The following is an 18,153-nucleotide window of genomic DNA, read 5'->3' as shown; positions in this document are numbered from 1 at the left end:
ACCGCAGCTCAGGAGCCCCACCCGTGACCACCGTCGAAGCCCCGCCCGTCCTCCAGTACGGCGCCCTCGTCCCCGTATCCGTCCACTTCGACGACCTCGACGCGCTCGGTCTGCTGCACAACGCCCGCTACCCGCTCATGGTCGAGCGCGCCTGGACCGCCTACTGGGAGGAGCGCGGCCTGCGCTTCGAGGGCGACTGGGACGCGGCCGGGGACTTCTGCAACGCCGTCAAGGAACTGCGGATCAGTTACGAGGCTCCGGTCAACCGCACCGGCGCGTACGCCGTCCACCTCTGGCTGGAGCGCCTCGGCAACACCGGGCTGACGTACGGCTTCCGCTTCTGCTCCCCGGACGGGGTGCTGACGTACGCCCACGGCACCCGCGTCCTGGTCCGCCTGGACGCGTCCACCCTGCGCCCCACCCCCTGGAGCGACCTGCTCAGGACCTTGGGCCGGGAACTGCTGCGTCCGCAGGACCAGGGCTGACCTTCTCCGGCGTACGGTCCCCGCCGCCCGCGTTCCGCAGCACGTTCGCCCCGGCCACCAGGCCGAAGGCCAGCACCGTCACCAGGCCGAAGGACACCACCAGCGAGGTCGCGTTCGCGATCCCGCCGATCGCCGACGGGGCGATGAGTCCCGAGGTGTACGTGATGGTGGCGACGCCCGCGATGGCCTGGCTCGGATTGCCGGCGGTACGCCCGGCCGCCGCGAAGGCCAGCGGCACGACGACCGCGACACCCAGGCCGACCAGGGCGAACCCGCCCATCGCCACCACAGGGCCGGGCGCCACGACGACCAGCACCCCGCCGAGCGTCGCGAGCAGTCCGCCCGCGCGCACGGTCCGTACCGCACCGAAGCGGTCCACCACCCGGTCCCCGGCGAGCCGTGCCACGGCCATGGTCAGGGTGAACGCGGTCGTCGACGCGGCGGCGGCGCCCGCCGACGTGTCCAGGACGTCACGCAGATAGACCGCGGACCAGTCCAGGCTGGCACCCTCCGCGAAGACGGCGCAGAACCCGATGGCGCCGATGACCAGCGCGGACTTGGGCGGCAGCGCGAAGCGCGGCGGCGCCTCCTCCTCGGGCGTGCTGTGCAGGTCGAGCACGCCCTGACAGGCGATCAGTCCGAGGGCGGTCAGGACGATGGCAGCTATGCAGTGGTGCAGCCGTGCGTCACCGCCCAGATGGGCCGCGAGGGTGCCGCCCGCCGAGCCGATCAGGGCGCCCGCGCTCCACATGCCGTGCAGGCTCGACATGATGGAGCGGCCCAGCCGGTTCTCGGTCTCCACGCCCAGCGCGTTCATCGCGACGTCCGACATCCCCGCCGTGGCTCCGTAGACGAAGAGCGCCACGCAGAGGGTGACCAGGTTCGGGGCGAAGGCGGGCAGGGCGAGCGCGAGCGTCCACATGGCTATGAGCAGGCGCAGTGCGTTGCGCGCGCCGAGCCGGTGGGTGATCGCACCGGAGACCGGCATCAGAAGGCAGGAGCCGATCGCCGGGAGCGCGAGGGCGAGGCCGAGCTGCCCCGCGCTGAGGCCCGCATGGTCCTGGATCCAGGGGACGCGGGTGGCGAAGCTGCCGGTGACGGCGCCATGGACGCAGAAGACGGCGGCCACGGCGTACCGCGATCGCTTCAACTGCCTCTGATCGAAGACCACTTCACCGGCCATGTGCCCTCCCCGAGCATCCGTCTCCCGCTGTGCGCCCGCTAAGCTATCAGAACTATCAGGAACCCTGCCTGATAAATAGTTCTGGAAGGATCCCGGCCATGCCCGCATCTCCGCGTACCGCCCGGGCCATCAACGACCGGGTCGCCCTGGATCTCCTCCAGCAGCAAGGTCCTCTGACGGCAGGGCAGCTGAAGACACTGACCGGCCTCTCCCGCCCGACCGTCGCCGACCTGGTGGACCGGCTGCAGGGATCCGGGCTGATCGAGGTCGTCGGGGAGAGCGGCGCGGACCGGCGCGGACCCAATGCGCGCCTGTACGGAATCGTGGCCGGCCTCGCCCATCTGGCGGCCCTGGACGTACGGACCCAGAGCGTCGCCGTGGTCGTCACCGACCTCCTCGGCGCCACCCTCGCCGAGGCCTCCCTGCCCATCGGCCGCGACACCGGCACCGAACCCGCCGTCGAGCGGGCGGCAGCCCTCCTGGAGCGCACCGCCCGCGAGGCCGGTGCTGCCCGGCTGCACAGCGTCGGCATCGGCGCCCCCGGGCTGATCGACCCGGCCACCGGCGAACTCCGGGACTCCACGGGCCTGCCCGCCTGGCACCGCAGGCTGGTCGGCGCCCTCAACGAACGCCTGTCGGCCACCGTCCTCGTCGAGAACGAGACCAACCTCGCCGCCGTGGCCGAACAGCGCCTCGGCGCGGCCCGCGACCACGACACCTTCGCCTTCCTCTGGCTGGGCCAGGGCGTCGGCGCGGCCGTCGTCCTGGACGGGAAGCTGCGCCGCGGGGCATCCGGCGGCGCGGGCGAGATCGGCTTCCTGCCCGTCCCCGGCACGGACGGACTGCCCTCCGCGACCGGATGCGAAGGCGGTTTCGACGCCCTCGTCGGAGGGGCCGCCGTCGCGGGGCTCGCCGCGGAACACGGCATCGCGGGCACCGCCGAGGAAGCCGTACGCACGGCGCGGGGGGAGCGCGGCGAGGCGTTCCTGGACGCCCTGGCCTCCCGTATCGCGCTCGGAGTCGCCGCCGTCGCCGCCGTGCTCGACCCCGGTTTCGTGGTGCTCGGCGGCGAGATCGGCCACGCGGGCGGCGAGGGGCTCGCCGCGCGGGTCGAGAAGCACACGGCCGCGCTCAGTCCGCTCCGTACGCAGGTACGCGCAGGAGCGCTCGGCGGCGGCGCCGTGCTCGGCGGAGCCCTGCTCACCGCACGTGACGCGGCCCAGGACGACCTCTTCGGCGGATGAACCTCGAACCCGCTGTGAGTCAGCCCACAACCGCCCGTCTGTATGGCCACCGATCAGGCGTGGCACACTGGCCCTGTACCAGCAGCAGCGCACTCCGGGGTCGGTGTAATTCCGAACCGGCGGTTATAGTCCGCGACCCGTCCGCATCCAGCGGCCGGTTGACCAGGTGAAATTCCTGGACCGACGGTGAAAGTCCGGATGGGAGGCAGTGCGCGGCGGGCCGTATTTCGGTACGCCGGTGTTGATGCGTGACCGTCCATATCCGAGGACCCAGTTCTCAGGATCCCGGGCGATCCGTCTCTTCGTCCTCGGCGTTCCCCTGTGCGATCCCGCTCTCTGTCGTCATCGACAGGCCCCGGAGTCCGTGCCCTATGAGGCAGGAGGACCCGGTGGCCACCGCAGCCGACACAGACGCCATGTGGCGGGCGATCGAGCTCGCCGCACGCGGACTCGGCTCCACCAGCCCCAACCCGGTCGTCGGGTGCGTCATCACCGACGCCTCGGGCGAGATCGTCGGCGAGGGCTGGCACCAGCGCGCCGGCGGCCCGCACGCCGAGATCCACGCACTGGCCGCCGCAGGCGACCGGGCACGCGGCGGGACGGCGTACGTCACCCTGGAGCCCTGCAACCACACCGGCCGCACAGGCCCCTGCGCCCAGGCGCTCATCGACGCCGGCATCTCCCGCGTCGTCTACGCGGTCGGCGACCCGAACCCGCAGGCCACCGGCGGCGCCGACACCCTGCGCGCGGCCGGGATCAAGGCCGAGACCGGGGTCCTCACCGCCGAGGCGGCCGAAGGCAACACCGTCTGGCTCACCTCCCTGCGCCTCGGCCGCCCGTACGTCACCTGGAAGTACGCCGCGACCCTCGACGGCCGGATCGCCGCCGCCGACGGAACCAGCCGCTGGATCAGCTCCGCCGAGTCCCGCGCCGACGTCCACCGGCTGCGCGCCGAGGCGGACGCGGTCGTCGTCGGCTCCGGCACGGCCCGCACCGACGACCCGCACCTCGCCGTACGCGGCATCGAGGGCGCCACCCAGCCGCTGCGCGTCGTCGTCGACACCCACGCCACCGCGGTGCAGCCCGGCGCCCGGATCCTCGACGCGGCCGCGCCCACCCTGATCGCGGTCGCCGAGGACGCGGAGACTCAACTCCCCGACGTCGTACGGCTCCCGCGCAGCAGCAGCGGCGCCGGACTCGACATCCCCGCGCTGCTCGCCGCCCTCCAGGAGCGCGGTGTGCGCCACGTGCTTCTCGAAGGCGGCCCGACACTCGCCGGAGCCTTCGTCGCCGCCGGCGCCGTCGACCGGGTCGTCGCCTACCTCGCGCCCGTCCTCCTCGGCGCGGGCCCCGCCGTCCTCGCCGACGCAGGAATCACCACCATCACCGAAGCGTTGCGTCTCGACGTCACCGAGACCGTCCGCATCGGCCCCGACCTTCGTATCACCGCCACACCGATCGCCAAGAAGGAGCGCTGAGCGCCGTGTTCACCGGAATCGTCGAAGAACTGGGTGAGGTCACCGCCGTCGAGAACCTCGGCGACGCCTCCCGCTTCAGCCTCCGCGGCCCCGTCGTCACCGAGGACGCCAAGCACGGTGACTCCATCGCCGTCAACGGCGTCTGTCTCACCGTCGTCGACTTCGGGAACGGCCAGTTCACCGCCGACGTCATGGACGAGACCCTCAAGCGCTCCAGCCTCGGCGCGCTCGAAGTCGGCTCCCGCGTCAACCTGGAGCGCCCGATGGCGCTCGGCGGCCGCCTCGGCGGACACCTCGTCCAGGGACACGTCGACGGCACCGGCACGATCGTCGAGCGCAAGCCCTCCGAGAACTGGGAGATCGTCAAGATCTCGCTCCCCGCGGACCTCTCGCGCTACGTCGTCGAGAAGGGCTCGATCACCGTCGACGGCGTGAGCCTCACCGTCGTCGAAGCGGGCATCGACTACTTCACCATCAGCCTCATCCCGACCACCCTCGCGCTGACCACGCTCGGCATCAAGCAGGCCGGCGACCCCGTCAACCTCGAGGTGGACGTACTCGCCAAGTACGTCGAGCGACTGCTCGGCGCGGACAGCAGCACCAGGGGGAATGCACAGTGAGCGCCGTCAGCTGGCTCAACACCGAAGCCTTCACCGTCCTCGACCAGCACATCATCTGGTCGGACATGATCGGCAACACCATCGGCCTGATCGCACTCGCGCTCGGCTGGCGGCGTTCCATATGGACCTGGCCCGCCCAGTTCCTGTCCGGTCTGATCCTCGTCGCCGCCAACCTCTCGGTGCACCAGGCGGGGGGCGTCGGCAAGCAGATCGTCGTCATCGCCGTGGCCGTCTGGGGCTGGCAGCGCTGGAGCGGCGGCAAGCAGCAGGCGCAGGACGGCTCCATCGCCGTACGGTTCGCCGGCTGGGGCGAGCGCGGACTGCTCGTGCTCGGCGCGGCTGTCGGCACCCTCGCCGTCGGCGGCCTGTTCACCGCCTTCCCCTCGCTCTCCTGGAGCCCGTGGGCGGACGCGTACATCTTCGTCGGCACGGTCGTCGCGATGGTCGCCCAGGCCCGCGGCCTGGTCGAGTTCTGGTTCGCCTGGCTGCTCGTCGACCTGGTCGGCGTCCCGCTCAACTTCCACAGCGGCCTCGCCTTCTCCGGCCTCATCTACGTCGTCTACGGCGCGCTCGTCCTGTGGGGCATGCGCGACTGGTGGCTCCGCTCCCGTACGAACGCCACGAGCGAGCCCGCCCTGGAAGGAGCAGCAGCATGAGCGCCCAGCCCACCTGGTACACCACCGACAACGCCGAGGACCTCTCCCTCGATCCGGTCGAGCAGGCCATCCGTGACATCGCGGCCGGCCGCCCCGTCGTGGTCGTCGACGACGAGGACCGTGAGAACGAGGGCGACCTCGTCATCGCCGCCGAGAAGGCGACGCCCGAGATCATCGCCTTCATGATGAGCGAGTGCCGCGGCCTGATCTGCGCCCCGATGGAGGGCGAGGAGCTGGAGCGCCTCGAACTGCCGCAGATGGTCGCGCACAACACCGAGTCGATGCGCACCGCCTTCACCGTCTCCGTGGACGCGGGCGCCGCGCACGGCGTCACCACCGGCATCTCCGCGGCCGACCGGGCCACCACCCTGCGCCTCCTGGCGGGCGGCACGGCCGAGGCCGGCGACTTCGTACGCCCCGGCCACATCTTCCCGCTGCGCGCCAAGCCGGGCGGTGTCCTCGTACGCAACGGACACACCGAGGCCGCCGTCGACCTGGCCCGCCTCGCGGGGCTGCGCCCGGCCGGCGCCATCGTCGAGATCGCGGGCGAGGACGGCGTGATGCTCCGGCTGCCCGAGCTCGTCCCGTTCGCCCGCAAGCACGGGCTGACGATCATCTCCATCGAGGACCTGATCGCGTACCGCACCTCCGCCGAACCGACCGTACGCCGCGAGGCCACGGTCCATCTCCCCACCGCCTTCGGCGAGTTCACGGCGTACGGCTTCCGCTCCACCGTGGACGGCGTCGAGCACGTCGCGCTCGTCCACGGCGAGATCGGCGACGGCGAGGACGTCCTGGTCCGGGTCCACTCCGAGTGCCTGACCGGGGACATCTTCCAGTCGCAGCGCTGCGACTGCGGCCCCCAGCTGGAGGCCTCCATGGCCCGTATCACCGAGACCGGACGCGGAGTGGTCGTCTACCTCCGCGGTCACGAGGGCCGCGGCATCGGACTGCTCTCCAAGCTGCGCGCCTACGAACTCCAGGAGCGCGGCCGCGACACCCTGGACGCCAACCTCGAGCTCGGCCTGCCCGCCGACGCCCGCGACTACGCGGCAGGCGCGCAGATCCTCGAGGACCTCGGCGTACGCAGCCTGCGGCTGATGACCAACAACCCCGACAAGACCGACGCCCTCGTCCGCCACGGCCTCAAGGTCAACGGCCGCGAGCCGATGCCCATCAAGGCGGGCGAACACAACCTCCGCTACCTGCAGACCAAGCGGGACCGGATGGGGCACGACCTGCCCTGGCTGGACAACGCGTCCGCCTGCGGCAACCAGTAATTCACACAGCACAGGGAGAGACAGAGACATGAGTGGCAAGGGCGCACCCGAACTCACCGTGAAGAACTGCGGCGACCTGCGCGTGGCCGTCATCGCGGCCCAGTGGCACGAGAAGATCATGGACGGCCTCGTCGACGGCGCCCTGCGCGCGCTGAGCGAGCTGGGCATCGACGAGCCGACGCTCCTGCGCGTCCCCGGCAGCTTCGAACTGCCCGTGGTCGCCAAGGTCCTCGCGGGCCGGGGCTACGACGCGATCGTCGCCCTCGGAGTCGTCATCCGCGGCGGCACCCCGCACTTCGAGTACGTGTGCCAGGGCGTCACCCTCGGCCTCACCCAGGTCACCGTGGAGACCGGCGTCCCGGTCGGCTTCGGCGTACTCACCTGCGACAACGAGGAGCAGGCCCTGGACCGCGCGGGCCTGCCCGGCTCGAACGAGGACAAGGGCCACGAAGCGGTCACCGCCGCCGTCGCCACCGCCACCACACTGCGCACGGTCAGCGAACCCTGGCGCTGAGTGGCAGGCCCGCACCCCGTACTCTTAGGACCATCATGGCGAACACATCCTCCAAGACCTTCGAAGAGCTCTTCACCGAGCTCCAGCTCAAGGCCGAGAACGGCGACCCGGCCACCTCCCGCACCGCGGAACTGGTCGGCAAGGGCGTCCATGCGATTGGCAAGAAGGTCGTCGAGGAGGCCGCCGAAGTCTGGATGGCCGCCGAGTACGAGGGCAAGGAGGCCGCCGCCGAGGAGATCTCGCAGCTGCTGTACCACGTCCAGGTGATGATGGTCGCCCGCGGGATCTCGCTCGACGACGTCTACGCCCACCTCTGAGCACCACCCTCTCCGCACTCCACAACTCCCTCCGCACACAAGGAAGTCGACCCATGCTGCGCATCGCCGTTCCCAACAAGGGCTCCCTCTCCGGACCTGCGATGGCGATGCTCCATGAGGCCGGATACCAGCAGCGCAAGGAGTCCAAGGAGCTCGTCCTGGTCGACCCGGCCAACGAGGTCGAGTTCTTCTACCTGCGCCCCAAGGACATCGCGATCTACGTGTCCTCGGGCAAGCTCGACATCGGCGTCACCGGCGAGGATCTCCTGGTCGACTCCGGCGTCGGCGCAGAGGTCATCCTGCCGCTCGGCTTCGCCCGCTCCACCTTCCGCTTCGCCGCCAAGCCGGGCACCGTCTCCGGCGTAGCGGATCTGGCGGGCAAGACGATCGCCACCTCCTACGAGGGCATCGTCGCCAAGCACCTTGCCGAGCACGGAGTCGACGCCTCCGTCGTGCACCTCGACGGCGCCGTCGAGACGGCGATCGAGCTGGGAGTCGCGGAGGTCATCGCGGACGTCGTCGAGACCGGTACGTCGCTGCGGAACGCCGGCCTCGAAGTCTTCGGCGACCCGATCATGAAGTCCGAGGCCGCGGTCATCCGCCGCACCGGCGCACCCACGGACGACCCCAAGGTGCAGCAGTTCCTGCGCCGCCTCCAGGGCGTCCTGGTGGCACGGTCGTACGTGATGATGGACTACGACTGCCGGGTCGAGCACCTGGAGCAGGCCGTCGCCCTCACCCCCGGCCTGGAGTCCCCGACGATCTCCCCCCTCCACCACGAGGGCTGGGTCGCCGTCCGCTCGATGGTCGCCGCCAAGGAAGCGCAGCGGATCATGGACGACCTGTACGAGATCGGCGCACGCGCCATCCTCACCACCGCCATCCACGCCTGCCGCCTCTGAGGGACCGAGCATCCATGTCTGCCGCTGAACTCCCCGCCCTCCCGGTCACGTTCAGGCCGACCCGCACCAGGGTCGTCCTGCTGAGCGTGGGCGCGGTCATGTTCGCCGTCATCACGGTGATCTCGCTGATGCTGGAGACCCTGACCCCGGGGTCCAAGGTCAGCTTCATCTTCACCGCGCTGGTCTTCTTCGGCGTACTGGCACTGCTCAGCCGACCCAAGGTCGTCGCGGACGAATCGGGCGTCACCGTCGTCAACCTCACCTCCCGGCGGCAACTCGCCTGGGCGCAGATCCTCCGGGTCAATCTGCGCCCCGGCGACGCCTGGGTCTTCCTCGATCTGAGCGACGGCACCAGCCTGCCCGCACTCGGGATCCAGCCGGGCATCGGCAAGGCCCAGGCGATCAGGGACGCCCGTACGCTGCGTGCCCTGGCGGAATCCCACGGCACACACGCAGAGAACGTCTGAGCCCCTGCCCGACCCCGCCTTTTGTTGATTACTCTGGTGTCGGCGGCGCCCCGTGCGCCCCGCCCCGCACCAGAGTGACCCCCGTGGTCCGCGGGGTCGCCCCTGCGACTTGAGGAGTGAATCCCTCCAGCAATGGACGGATCGTCCGGTAGTACCTGCGCCGCCCCTTCCCCGGAGGCGGCGGCATGACCATCCCCCTCCTGCTCCTCGGAGCAGCCTTCCTCCTGATCCTCGCCAACGGATTCTTCGTCGCGGCCGAATTCGGCCTCGTCACCGTGGAGCGGCCGGACGCCGAGCGCGCCGCCGCCGACGGCGACCGACGGGCCCGCACGGTCGTCAAGGCCCTGCGGGAGCTCTCCTTCCAGCTCTCCGGCACCCAGCTCGGCATCACCATCACCTCCCTGGTGGTCGGCATGCTCGCCGAGCCGGCGCTCGCCCAGCTGCTCACCGGACCGATCACGGCCACCGGGCTGGCGAAGGGCGCAGTTCCCGGCGTCTCCGTCGTCCTCGGAATGCTGCTGGCCTCAGCGGTGCAGATGGTCGTCGGCGAACTCGTACCGAAGAACTGGGCGGTCTCCAAGCCGCTCCAGGTCGCCCGTTTCGTGGCCGGACCCCAGCACGCCTTCTCCTCCGCCTTCCGGCCGGTGATCGCGCTGCTCAACACCGTCGCGAACCGTCTCGTACGGGCCCTGGGCGTCGAGCCCGCCGACGAGCTGGCCTCGGCCCGCACCCCCGGCGAGCTCGTCTCCCTGGCCCGCCACTCGGCGCAGGCCGGCGCCCTGGAACAGGACACCGCCGACCTCTTCGTACGGACGCTGTCGCTCGCCGGGCTCACCGCCCAGCATGTGATGACTCCCCGTGTGAAGGTCAGCGCCCTGCAGACCTCGGCGACCGCGGCCGATGTCCTCAACCTCACCCGGGCCACCGGACTCTCGCGCTTCCCCGTCTACCGGGAGCGCATCGACGAGGTCGTCGGCATGGTCCACCTCAAGGACGCCCTCGCCGTCGCCCCGCAGGACCGGCAGCGGACCCCGGCCGCTCTGATCGCCGTCTCCCCGCTCCTGGTGCCCGAGACGCTTCCCGTGCAGCAGCTCCTGGAGCGGCTGCGCAGTGAGCAGCCGATCGCTGTCGTCGTCGACGAATACGGCGGCACCGCAGGGGTCGTCACCCTGGAGGACATCATCGAGGAGCTCGTCGGAGAGGTACGCGACGAGCACGACGACGAGGGCGCCGAGCGGCCCGAACTGGCCCCGGTCGCCCCCGCCGAGGACGGCTTCCCCGCCTGGGACGCCGACGGCAGCTGCCGGGTGCTGACCCTGCGCCGCATAGGGCTCGAGGTGCCCGAGGGCCCGTACGAGACCGTCGCGGGACTCGTCGCCGACCTCCTGGGCCGGATCCCCGCCCCCGGCGACCGGGCCGAACTCCCCGGCTGGAAGCTCCTGGTGCGCCAGGTCGACCGCTACCGCGCCGAACGGGTCCGTCTGGTCCGTACGGCCGAAGTGCCCGCCCTCACGGAGGCTGTGCGATGAGTCTGCTCCAACTCCTCTTCGCCGTGCTGCTGGTGCTCGCCAACGGCTTCTTCGTCGGTGCGGAGTTCGCCCTCGTCTCCGTACGCCGCAGCCAGGTGGAACCCCTCGCGGCCGAAGGGTCGGCACGCGCCCGCCAGGTGCTGCACGGCCTGGAGAACCTGCCGCAGATGATGGCGGCCGCACAGTTCGGCATCACGATGTGCTCCCTGACGCTTGGCGCGGTCGCCGAGCCGACGGTGGCCCACCTCCTGGAGCCCGTGTTCGTGGCGGCGCACCTGCCCGAAGGGCTGGTCCACCCCCTCGGATACGTCATCGCCCTCGCGGTGGTCGTCTCCCTGCACCTGGTCATCGGCGAGATGGTCCCCAAGAACCTCGCCATGGCCGCCCCCGAGAAGACCGCGCTGTGGCTCAGCCCCGGCCTGGTCGGCTTCGCCCGGATCTGCCGCCCGGTGACGGTCGCGCTGGGCGCCTGCGCCCGGCTGATCCTCAAGCTCTTCCGCGTCGAGCCCAGGGACGAGGTCGAAGCCGTCTTCACCAGCGAGCAGCTCAACCGGCTCGTGGAGGACTCCGGACAGGCAGGCCTGCTGGACTCCGAGGCACAGGAGCGGCTGGAGGACGCACTGGAACTGGGCAGCCGCCCGGTCACCGACGTCCTGATCGCCCGCGCCGACCTGATCACGGTCGATCCGTCGATCACGCCCCGCCGGCTGGAGGAGCTGACGGTACGGACCGGCTACTCGCGCTTCCCGGTCTGCGCGGACAGCGGCGCCTTCATGGGCTATCTGCACGTCAAGGACGTCCTGGACCTGGAGGAGCGGGAGCGTGCCGTCCCGCAGCAGGTCTGGCGCCCGATGGCGACGCTGAGGGCCGAACTCCCCCTGGACGACGCCCTGACCGTGATGCGCCGCGCGGCGACGCACCTGGCGCAGGTCGCGGACGGCGGGGGCAAGGTGCTGGGTCTGGTGGCGATGGAGGACGTACTGGAGATGCTGGTCGGCGAGGTACGCGACCCGTCACACCGCGGCGTCGACGCACCCCCCGGCCGGCGCCGCTTCCCGGAACAGGCCTTGGCGGGCTAGCCCCCGAAAGCAGGGGCCTACAGGGGCGGAGGCTCCTGCTGGCCCCTGCCGACCGGTCCGCGCCCGGACAGAACCTCCCCGTACGCCTGCATCAGATCCGGCAGCCGCAACGTCGACAGATCGTCCCGGGTAGGAATCCCCGCATACCCCGACAGCCTCAAGTCCCGGTAGGCGCAGCTCTTCTCGTACAGCGTCCGCAGAAACCGGCCGTTCCCCAACTCGTCGATCCACCCCTGATCGACCACATGCCCACTGACCGAGCGCAGCTCGTCCAGAGCCTCCTCGTCCCACACGTCGCCGTTCTCGCCGGCGAGCACCTCCCCGATGGAGGTGAGCTCCAGCGGCCGGTACGAGGGGAAGTCGACCCGGGTCGTGAAGCGCGAGGACAGCCCGGGGTTCGTGGTGAGCAGCCGGTCCATCCCCTCCGGATATCCGGCCAGGATGACCACCAGATGATCCCGGTTGTCCTCGGCGCGCTTCAGCAGCACCTGCAGGGCCTCGTCGCCGTACGCATCGCCCTTGCTGTAACCGGAGTTGGAGAGGGAGTACGCCTCGTCCACGAAGAGCACCCCACCCAGCGCCGAGTCGATGAGCTCGTTCGCCTTGACGGCGGTCTGGCCGAGGAACTCGCCCACCAGATCAGCCCGTTGGGCCTCGACCAGATGGTCGCCGCCGAGCAGCCCCAGCGCGTAGAAGACCCGCCCCAGGATCCGCGCCACCGTCGTCTTGCCCGTACCCGAGGGGCCGGAGAAGACAAAGTGACGCTTCGGCGGCTGGACCGGGAGGCCCTGCCCGGCGCGCAGCCGGGCCATGTTGAGCTGTGCGGAGAGCGCCTTGACCTGGCGTTTCACCGGCTCCAGGCCGACCATCCGCTCCAGTTCGTCGATCGCTTCGGCGAGCAGCACCGGATCGGTGGGTCCTGCCGGCAGATCGGGCTCGTCCGGCTGCGCGGGGACGGACACCTTGCGGCGTACGGAATCGGGGGGAGGCCCGGCGGTGGTGGCGAGCGGGTCGGCGCCCAGCCGCAGCTCCCTGCCGTCGCCCGGGTCGGTCTCGTAGAGGGCGTCGCCGTCGCGTACGTCCTGGCCGAGCCCGGTGAGCGACACGGCGAAGTCCGCGGAGTCCTCGTAGCCGTCGGCCCCGTCGGACTCGGTGATGGCCGCCAGCCGTGCCGAGGTGTCCATGAAGGCGGGGTCCACCCGGTGCACGGCGCGGTAGAGGGGGAGGGCGGCGGCGCTGCGGCCGGTGCCCTCGTGCGCGCGGGCGAGCCAGTAGCGCAGTTCCTTGCGCTGCGGCTGTTCGCTGCGGCAGCGCATCAGGGAGGCGGCCAGGAGCGGCTCGGCCTGTCCGTACATCTCCAGGCGCACCCGGGCCATCCCGCCGAACAGCCCCGCCTCGATGCCGAGCAGCGGGTCGTCGACCAGCGACTCGGTGTGCCGTACGAGGCGCTCCCAGTCCTTGGCGAGATAGGCGCGGCAGGCGTGCAGGAAGCGCACCTGCGGATCCGTGTCGACCGGTGGCAGTCCCGCCAACGCCCGGTCGAGCTCGGGGACATGACGCCCGTCCAGCCAGTGCGAGGCGTGCGCGAGTAAGAGATCGCGCGGGCTCTCCAGGACCGGCTGCACCCACCAGCCCAGCCAGTACCAGGAGTTGAGCGTGCGCCGATGGCGGGTGCGCTGTTCGCCGAAGCGTTCCCGGTGGCGGTGCATCCGCAGCAGCGCGGTGGTGGTGTCCACCCGCAGCGCGTGCAGCCCGAGCCAGCCGTCCGCCATCCCCGGATCGAGCCGCACAGCGGCCCTGAACTCCTCCTCGGCCTGCGGATATGCGCCCATCGTGTAGGCATCCACGCCGCGCAGCCAGGCGAGATCGGCCGGGGCCCCCGTGCCCTGCATGCCGAAGTCCATCACGTCCCCCACAGACCGTGCCCCCGTACTGTGCGGACCGGCCCGATGGCCGGTGCCGCCCGAAGGGCATCGTACCTGCGCAGGGTGCAAGTACCGAAGAGCGGCGGGGGAGTTATCGACGCGCGTCCACGTCGGCGGACAGTGACCGAGGGTGAGCGTTTGGCGGCGTGCGGCAGCCGGAAAACGGGGGTGGGGGCAGAACGAAGCCCCCGATCACGGGGGAACAACCGGGGGCTTCGCGTCTGCGGGCGGCTTCGAAAAGCCGCACATTGAGAACGTAAGACCTGTACGGGCCCCCGGTCAAGCGGAGTTGGGGCACTGTGAGCGGCGGTCTTCGGCCAGGTCGCACGCCTCCGAGGGGGTTGTCACCCTCTGTGATGGAGTGGTGCGTTCAGGCTGTCACGGAGGGCCGCTGGAGCCACTCGTATCCCGTACGCCGCTGCCGCACCAGAAGGTCGGCGAAGCGTTTCGAGGGATCCTCCGAGAAATGTCGTACCTCCGCCGCGGTCCATCCGTCCCAGAACTCCGCCTGCGCCGGGCCGTCGCGGCGCCGCCCGCGCGCCCAGGACTCCTCGGCGACCAGATCCATCCACAGCAGCGCCGCCAGGAACGGCCGCACCGCCCGGCGCCCCGCCCCCACGCCCTCGATCAGCACGACCGGCGCAGGCCGCAGCTCGCGCTCGGGCCCGAAGCCGCGGAGTGTCCAGTCGTACGGCGCATAGCGTGCGGCCGCGCCCCGGGCGAGCGGACCGATCACCGTCTCGAGCAGCCGGTCCGTCCAGGCGAACAGGTCCTGGTGGGTGGCCACATCGTCGAGGTGCAGCACAGGTGCGCCACCGAGCGCTTCGCCGAGGTTCTCGGCGAAGGTGCTCTTGCCCGAGCCCGCGTGGCCGTCGATGCCGATGAGCCGCACGGGTCCGCAGGAGGCGGGCAGGGCGCTGAGCGAACCGGCCAGGCGAGCGAGGTCTTCCATGGTGATCACCCTAGTGAGGCTGCCGATCCATCGCAGGTCACGCCAGTGGTCCACACCAATATTGGTTCCAGGACGCGGCCCGAATCACTGGCAGAAGTCGGCCGGAACCCGCGATAGTTGGCCCACTGTTCAGCACCTGCTTCCCCATCCGTATCCGACTGGGGGTCCACCACCGTGACCAGCTCCACTTCCCGTAGAACCGTCATCGCCGCCGCGCTCGCGGCCGCCGCGGCCACCGCCGCCGGGTCCGCCGCACCTGCCTCGGCCGCCACCCCCGCCCCCCGCCCCGGCAAGCCCGGGAGCGGGCAGCCCACGCTGGTCGACAACCACGCCTGGACCTCGTACACGGACTGGCGCTGCGGCACCGGCTCGGGCACCCACGCCGTCGCAGGCCGCCGTCCCGGCCTGGTCATCGGCGCACCCGCGGGGCGCACCGACTACACCGACCCGCACACCAAGAAGACCTCCACCTGGGATTACGCGACCTGGACCTCGCCGGTCCACCGCTCGCACGTCCCGGCCACCGAGGTCATCGCCTCCTGGAACGCGCATGCCCCGGCCGGCACCTGGATCCAGATCGAGCTGCAGGGCACGTACTCCGACGTCACCGCGACCCCCTGGTACGTGATGGGCCGCTGGGCGGCGGGCGACGGCGACATCAAGCGCACCTCGCTGGACGACCAGAGCGACGGCAAGAGCTCCATCTGGACCGACACCTTCGCCATCGACGACGCGTCGACCGGGCTGCGCCTCGACTCGTACCGCCTGCGCCTCACGCTGTACCGCACCCCCGGCACCCGGCTCACGCCCACCGTGTGGCGCCTGGGCGCGATGGCCTCCGACATCCCCGACCGCTTCACCGTGCCGGCCTCGACGCCGGGCCTGGCCAGGGAGTTGACCGTTCCGCGCTTCTCGCAGAACGTCCACGCCGGCCAGTACCCGGAGTACGACAACGGCGGCGAGGCCTGGTGCAGCCCCACCTCGTCCTCGATGATCATCAAGTACTGGGGGCGCGGCCCCACCGCCGCCGACCTGGCCTGGGTGGACCCCTCGTACGCCGACCCCGAGGTCGACCACGCGGCCCGCTTCACCTACGACTACCAGTACGAGGGCTGCGGCAACTGGCCCTTCAACGCCGCCTACGCGGCGACGTACAAGGACATGAGCGCGGTCGTCACCAGGCTCTCCTCGCTGAACGACCTGGAGACGCTGATCCGGGCGGGCATCCCGGCCATAACGTCCCAGTCCTTCCTCAAGACGGAGCTGACCGGCGCCGGATACGGGACCTCGGGCCACCTGATGACCGTCATCGGCTTCACCGCCGACGGCGACGTCATCGCCAACGACCCGGCCTCCCCGAACGACGACGCGGTGCGCCACGTCTACAAGCGCGCGGAGTGGGAGAACATCTGGCTGCGTACCAAGCGGTACAACGCCTCGGGCGGTGTGTCCTCCGGCACAGGAGGCGTCTGCTACCTCTACTGGCCCGCCCACCCGACGCCCGCCCAGAAGCGGGCTCTCGCGGCGGTCGGCATCCACTGACCTGCGATTCGGCCCCCGAGGGCGTGACCAACGTCTCTACCTCGGGGGCCCCATCGGCTGGCACTGTGGACACCATGACTGCCACCACGATCAAGACCGCCCGCGCCCGCACCGGCGGCCCCAGGAACACCAACAAGATCGTCGAGCACATCGCGGGCTGGACCTTCGTCGTGGTCCTGGCGATGCTCGTCACCCAGACCGGCCTGATGTGAGCACGGGGTCCTCCAGGTCGGCCTTCCAGTGCCGTACGGGGATCCCCACCAGGCCGTAGAGCCAGCGCACCGGACTGCGCCGCGCGAGCAGCGTGAAGCCGGCCGCCACGGCGAACAGCGCCAGTCCCAGGACGCCGCCCAGCAGACGCATCAGCACGCTCGCGGCCAGTGCGCCCAGGAACGGCAGGCCGTGCACGCCCGCCCCGGCGATCGCGACCGCGACGACCCGCGGCACCTTGCGGTCCTCGTCCGCGCCGGGCAGCTTCCACCCCTCGACCAGCCAGCCGATCTCGGTCAGCAGCATCGTGCCGATCACTGCCGCGCCCAGGACCAGCAGCGCCAGGAAAGTCCCTGAGGTCAGGAAGTCCAGCACGTGGTTGACCACGCTGTCCTTGGGCCAGTCGCGGTACGCAGCCGAGCTCGTGGTCAGCATCCGCCGGTATCCGGTGCCGTCCCAGCCGTGGATCAGCGTGCCGAAGAGCAGGAAGTACCCGCCCACGCACTGGAGATACGCCCAGTACCCGGCGCCCACCAGCACGAGTGCCTGCGCCGCCAGGAAGCCGAGCAGCGCGCCCACCACGATCCCGCCCGCGTAGAAGAGCACGAACCCGGCCCAGATCCCGTCGTGCCCGGACGCCACGTGCATCGTCGCCCACGACGGGTTCTGCCAGAGCAGAAAGAGCCCCGTCGGCACCATCAGGACGGCGGCGAAGAGCAAGGTCAGCGCCAGATAGGGGTTGGCCGCCCGGCTGCGCGTCCGTACCCCCTCGCCGTGCACCGACCGTTCCCACCACTGCAGTTGGCGCCCCGCGGAGAGCGCGAAGGTCGCACCGACGGCGTACGCCCAGAAGAGCGCGGCCTGGATCTGGATCATGTGGCCCCCAGGGTCAGGCCGGTGGTGGTGATCGAGTCGGAGGTGGCCAGCGCCTGGTCGGCGCTGACGTCCGTCAGGAAGACGAACGGCGGCACCACGGGCGGCACAGGGAGCCCGTCCGGGGTGAAGGTCAGACAGACGATCCCTTCGATGCAGCCGCTGAACTTGGTGAGATAGAGCGTCACATGACCGCTCAGCTCCAGCGTGTCCGCCCCGAGGGCCATCTCGTCCCCGCCGTCATGGGTGGTGAGGCGGTAGTCGGTGAGCGAGGCGGAGTTCATCTTCAGCACCATGACCTTGACCGGGCCGCCCGCGCTGGGCACCTCCCGTACGCCCGCGAGCAGAAAGCCGTCGGGGGCGAAGAGCGTGGTGGTGATGGTCGGGGTGCTGCGCGGCACGACCACCGTGCCCGGCTCCGGCGCCTGCCTGCCGGGGGAGCCGAGCGCCGCCAGCAGGACGACGGGCAGCGCGGCCGCGAGCGTACGACTGCCGTGCCGGTCGGGCAGCGTTTCCTTCGCCCGTACGGGATTCCAGGAGAAGCCCATCGCGCTGCCCGCGATGCCCAGCCCCATGCCGAGCAGGAATCCGCCCAGATTGGTCGCCGCGAACGAGAGGACCGACAGGATGAGGGCGTTGATCGAGACGTAGTGGCGGGTGTGCGGCAGGAACCACAGGAAGGCCCCCGCGACCATCAGCGCGAGACCGATGCCGATCGCCGCGATCCCGCCGAGCCCCAGGCTGACCAGGATGGTCAGTGGCGAGAGCGGGACCAGGAGCAGTTCCAGGCCGCCGAGGATCAGCAGCAGTCCGGCCCAGAAGGGCCGGGTGCGCCGCCATGCCCGCACCTCGTGTCTGACGTCGGGCAGCGGAAGACGATCGTCCAACCACCCCATC

19 protein-coding genes and 1 riboswitch are annotated in these 18,153 nt (G+C 71.0%); of the genes, 14 read left to right on the top strand and 5 right to left on the bottom strand.

Annotation, left to right across the window (positions count from 1 at the left end; all coding sequences use genetic code 11):
* The first annotated feature begins 23 nt into the window (after positions 1-23).
* The gene (locus AB0H78_RS14705; RefSeq protein WP_363234747.1) at positions 24-485 is read left to right on the top strand and encodes a thioesterase family protein; all 462 of its coding nucleotides are present in this window, start codon (positions 24-26) and stop codon (positions 483-485) included.
* Here the strand turns inward: AB0H78_RS14705 and AB0H78_RS14700 are convergent.
* A complete protein-coding gene (locus tag AB0H78_RS14700; protein ID WP_363234746.1) occupies positions 439-1,668 on the bottom strand; it encodes an MFS transporter in 1,230 nt (409 codons plus the stop codon). The genes AB0H78_RS14705 and AB0H78_RS14700 overlap by 47 nt on opposite strands.
* Positions 1,669-1,766: 98 nt before the next feature.
* On the opposite strand from AB0H78_RS14700, the gene AB0H78_RS14695 reads away from it, so the two are divergent.
* The 11 genes from AB0H78_RS14695 to AB0H78_RS14645 all read left to right on the top strand — a co-directional run bounded on the left by AB0H78_RS14695 (position 1,767) and on the right by AB0H78_RS14645 (position 11,754).
* A complete protein-coding gene (locus AB0H78_RS14695; RefSeq protein ID WP_363234745.1) occupies positions 1,767-2,912 on the top strand; it encodes an ROK family transcriptional regulator in 1,146 nt (381 codons plus the stop codon).
* An 85-nt stretch (positions 2,913-2,997) separates the two neighbouring features.
* A riboswitch (FMN riboswitch) is annotated at positions 2,998-3,128 on the top strand.
* Between the two features lie 173 nt (positions 3,129-3,301).
* Positions 3,302-4,390: a bifunctional diaminohydroxyphosphoribosylaminopyrimidine deaminase/5-amino-6-(5-phosphoribosylamino)uracil reductase RibD gene (gene ribD / locus AB0H78_RS14690; protein WP_363234744.1), complete on the top strand. Its 1,089-nt coding sequence runs from the start codon at positions 3,302-3,304 to the stop codon at positions 4,388-4,390.
* A 5-nt stretch (positions 4,391-4,395) separates the two neighbouring features.
* Complete coding sequence (locus tag AB0H78_RS14685) at positions 4,396-5,010, top strand: riboflavin synthase (RefSeq protein WP_363234743.1); 615 nt, start codon at positions 4,396-4,398, stop codon at positions 5,008-5,010.
* Positions 5,007-5,666: a nicotinamide mononucleotide transporter family protein gene (locus tag AB0H78_RS14680; protein ID WP_363234742.1), complete on the top strand. Its 660-nt coding sequence runs from the start codon at positions 5,007-5,009 to the stop codon at positions 5,664-5,666. The genes AB0H78_RS14685 and AB0H78_RS14680 overlap by 4 nt, the downstream gene beginning before the upstream one ends.
* On the top strand, positions 5,663-6,946 hold the full coding sequence (locus tag AB0H78_RS14675; protein WP_363234741.1) for a bifunctional 3,4-dihydroxy-2-butanone-4-phosphate synthase/GTP cyclohydrolase II: 1,284 nt from the start codon (positions 5,663-5,665) through the stop codon (positions 6,944-6,946). Before AB0H78_RS14680 ends, AB0H78_RS14675 begins: the two co-directional genes overlap by 4 nt.
* A gap of 28 nt (positions 6,947-6,974) precedes the next feature.
* A complete protein-coding gene (gene ribH, locus AB0H78_RS14670; RefSeq protein ID WP_363234740.1) occupies positions 6,975-7,460 on the top strand; it encodes a 6,7-dimethyl-8-ribityllumazine synthase in 486 nt (161 codons plus the stop codon).
* Between the two features lie 35 nt (positions 7,461-7,495).
* A complete protein-coding gene (locus AB0H78_RS14665) occupies positions 7,496-7,777 on the top strand; it encodes a phosphoribosyl-ATP diphosphatase (RefSeq protein ID WP_363234739.1) in 282 nt (93 codons plus the stop codon).
* A 53-nt stretch (positions 7,778-7,830) separates the two neighbouring features.
* A complete protein-coding gene (gene hisG / locus AB0H78_RS14660; RefSeq protein WP_363234738.1) occupies positions 7,831-8,679 on the top strand; it encodes an ATP phosphoribosyltransferase in 849 nt (282 codons plus the stop codon).
* Positions 8,680-8,693: 14 nt separating this feature from the next.
* Positions 8,694-9,146 (top strand): PH domain-containing protein, encoded by a 453-nt coding sequence (locus tag AB0H78_RS14655; RefSeq protein WP_363234737.1) that lies wholly within the window; start codon positions 8,694-8,696, stop codon positions 9,144-9,146.
* Positions 9,147-9,331: 185 nt separating this feature from the next.
* Positions 9,332-10,675, top strand: a complete 1,344-nt coding sequence (locus tag AB0H78_RS14650; protein WP_363234736.1) for a hemolysin family protein — start codon at positions 9,332-9,334, stop codon at positions 10,673-10,675.
* Complete coding sequence (locus tag AB0H78_RS14645; RefSeq protein WP_363234735.1) at positions 10,672-11,754, top strand: hemolysin family protein; 1,083 nt, start codon at positions 10,672-10,674, stop codon at positions 11,752-11,754. Before AB0H78_RS14650 ends, AB0H78_RS14645 begins: the two co-directional genes overlap by 4 nt.
* Before the next feature lie 17 nt (positions 11,755-11,771).
* Here the strand turns inward: AB0H78_RS14645 and AB0H78_RS14640 are convergent, their stop codons facing one another.
* Both AB0H78_RS14640 and AB0H78_RS14635 read right to left on the bottom strand, forming a co-directional pair.
* Positions 11,772-13,658 carry an AAA family ATPase gene (locus tag AB0H78_RS14640; RefSeq protein ID WP_363234734.1) on the bottom strand — a complete coding sequence of 629 codons (1,887 nt, stop codon included), beginning with the start codon at positions 13,656-13,658 and terminating at the stop codon, positions 11,772-11,774.
* Positions 13,659-14,049: 391 nt separating this feature from the next.
* On the bottom strand, positions 14,050-14,631 hold the full coding sequence (locus AB0H78_RS14635; protein WP_363234733.1) for a hypothetical protein: 582 nt from the start codon (positions 14,629-14,631) through the stop codon (positions 14,050-14,052).
* Positions 14,632-14,805: 174 nt separating this feature from the next.
* Between AB0H78_RS14635 and AB0H78_RS14630 the strand changes: the two genes are divergently transcribed.
* Positions 14,806-16,173 (top strand): peptidase C39 family protein, encoded by a 1,368-nt coding sequence (locus AB0H78_RS14630; RefSeq protein WP_363234732.1) that lies wholly within the window; start codon positions 14,806-14,808, stop codon positions 16,171-16,173.
* Between the two features lie 74 nt (positions 16,174-16,247).
* Positions 16,248-16,385, top strand: coding sequence for an SCO1431 family membrane protein (locus tag AB0H78_RS14625; RefSeq protein WP_363234731.1), 138 nt, complete (start codon positions 16,248-16,250; stop codon positions 16,383-16,385).
* Here the strand turns inward: AB0H78_RS14625 and AB0H78_RS14620 are convergent.
* Positions 16,363-17,259, bottom strand: a complete 897-nt coding sequence (locus AB0H78_RS14620) for a hypothetical protein (RefSeq protein ID WP_363234730.1) — start codon at positions 17,257-17,259, stop codon at positions 16,363-16,365. The two genes, AB0H78_RS14625 and AB0H78_RS14620, sit on opposite strands and share 23 nt — an antisense overlap.
* Positions 17,256-18,152, bottom strand: a complete 897-nt coding sequence (locus tag AB0H78_RS14615) for a DUF6114 domain-containing protein (protein ID WP_363234729.1) — start codon at positions 18,150-18,152, stop codon at positions 17,256-17,258. Before AB0H78_RS14615 ends, AB0H78_RS14620 begins: the two co-directional genes overlap by 4 nt.
* Position 18,153 lies beyond the last annotated feature (1 nt).

It is taken from the genome of Streptomyces sp. NPDC050738 (genome assembly GCF_040654175.1).
GTDB lineage: Bacteria > Actinomycetota > Actinomycetes > Streptomycetales > Streptomycetaceae > Streptomyces.
Note: the sequence above shows the minus strand (reverse complement) of the source record. Positions and strands in the feature narration are given on the sequence as shown.